The sequence below is a fragment of the Nostoc sp. CCY0012 genome (assembly GCF_963920855.1).
Lineage (GTDB): Bacteria > Cyanobacteriota > Cyanobacteriia > Cyanobacteriales > Nostocaceae > Cyanocohniella.
The window spans coordinates 1-942 of sequence record NZ_CAWUDM010000248.1; the positions used below are offsets into that span (position 1 = coordinate 1).

General features: G+C 40.6%; 1 protein-coding gene. It reads left to right on the forward strand.

The window, feature by feature from the left end; genetic code table 11:
- Positions 1-488 precede the first annotated feature (488 nt).
- Entirely contained in the window at positions 489-776 is a 288-nt protein-coding gene (locus ACM0OS_RS28975; protein WP_414546621.1) for an RNA recognition motif domain-containing protein, read from the forward strand.
- The last annotated feature ends 166 nt before the right edge of the window (positions 777-942 follow it).

Sequence of the window (942 nt, forward strand, 5' to 3'; positions counted from 1 at the left end):
ATCTCCTATATACCTAGTGATTCGCCCTTTTGGGAAAACTTTTTGGTTTACTGTTTATATTCAACTGGAGATAGGAAGCAACAAGATAGAGCCGAGGTAGAAGGTGTCAAGTGCAGGTGAAACACTCTGGTTTTAGGGATTTCCACATTATCTACCACAAGTTGGTTAACCCGCCCAATGCATTTTTCTCCCCTGCCTCCTGCCCCCTGCTTTTTAACTGACTCAATGGGGGAATTTATCCAGAGGTATGAGCTAGACAAAATTTTTTAATTGGATAATAAGCTAGGAAAATTAATAATATAGTTAAATTTGATAAATAATACCATATATTTGGCATAAATTAAAAGATTTAAGCTTTTTCTCGATAAAAGTTATGTTAGGATGATTTCGGAGAAGTTAATTTCGGCGATACGGATCTTGTTTTTAGTAATAATTGCAAGCGGCTCTCCGGATAAACATCTCTGCATCAATGGATTCTGGAGAGTTTCATGTCAATTTACGTAGGGAACCTATCCTACAGCGTCACAGAAGAAGACCTCAGCAAAGTATTTTCTGATTACGGTTCTGTCAAGCGAGTTCAGTTACCCACCGACAGGGAAACAGGACGCGCACGGGGCTTTGGTTTCGTAGAAATGGAATCAGATGCCGCAGAAGATGCTGCGATTGAGGCTCTAGACGGTGCCGAATGGATGGGTCGTGCAATGAAAGTTAATAAAGCTAGACCACGGGAGGACAAAGGTAGCCGCTCTGGTGGTGGATACTCACAACGCTATTAAGTCTTAAGTTTATCCATCAAGGCAGACGTACAAAGATTTGCCAATTAAAATTTTTTTTAAATGAGCAGTTCAGTAAATCGCTGGGCTGCTTGTTTTTTAGTCATTGGTCATTATTAAAAGAGAACAGCAAAAGTTCTTCACTTCCCCATCTCCCCATCTCCCCATC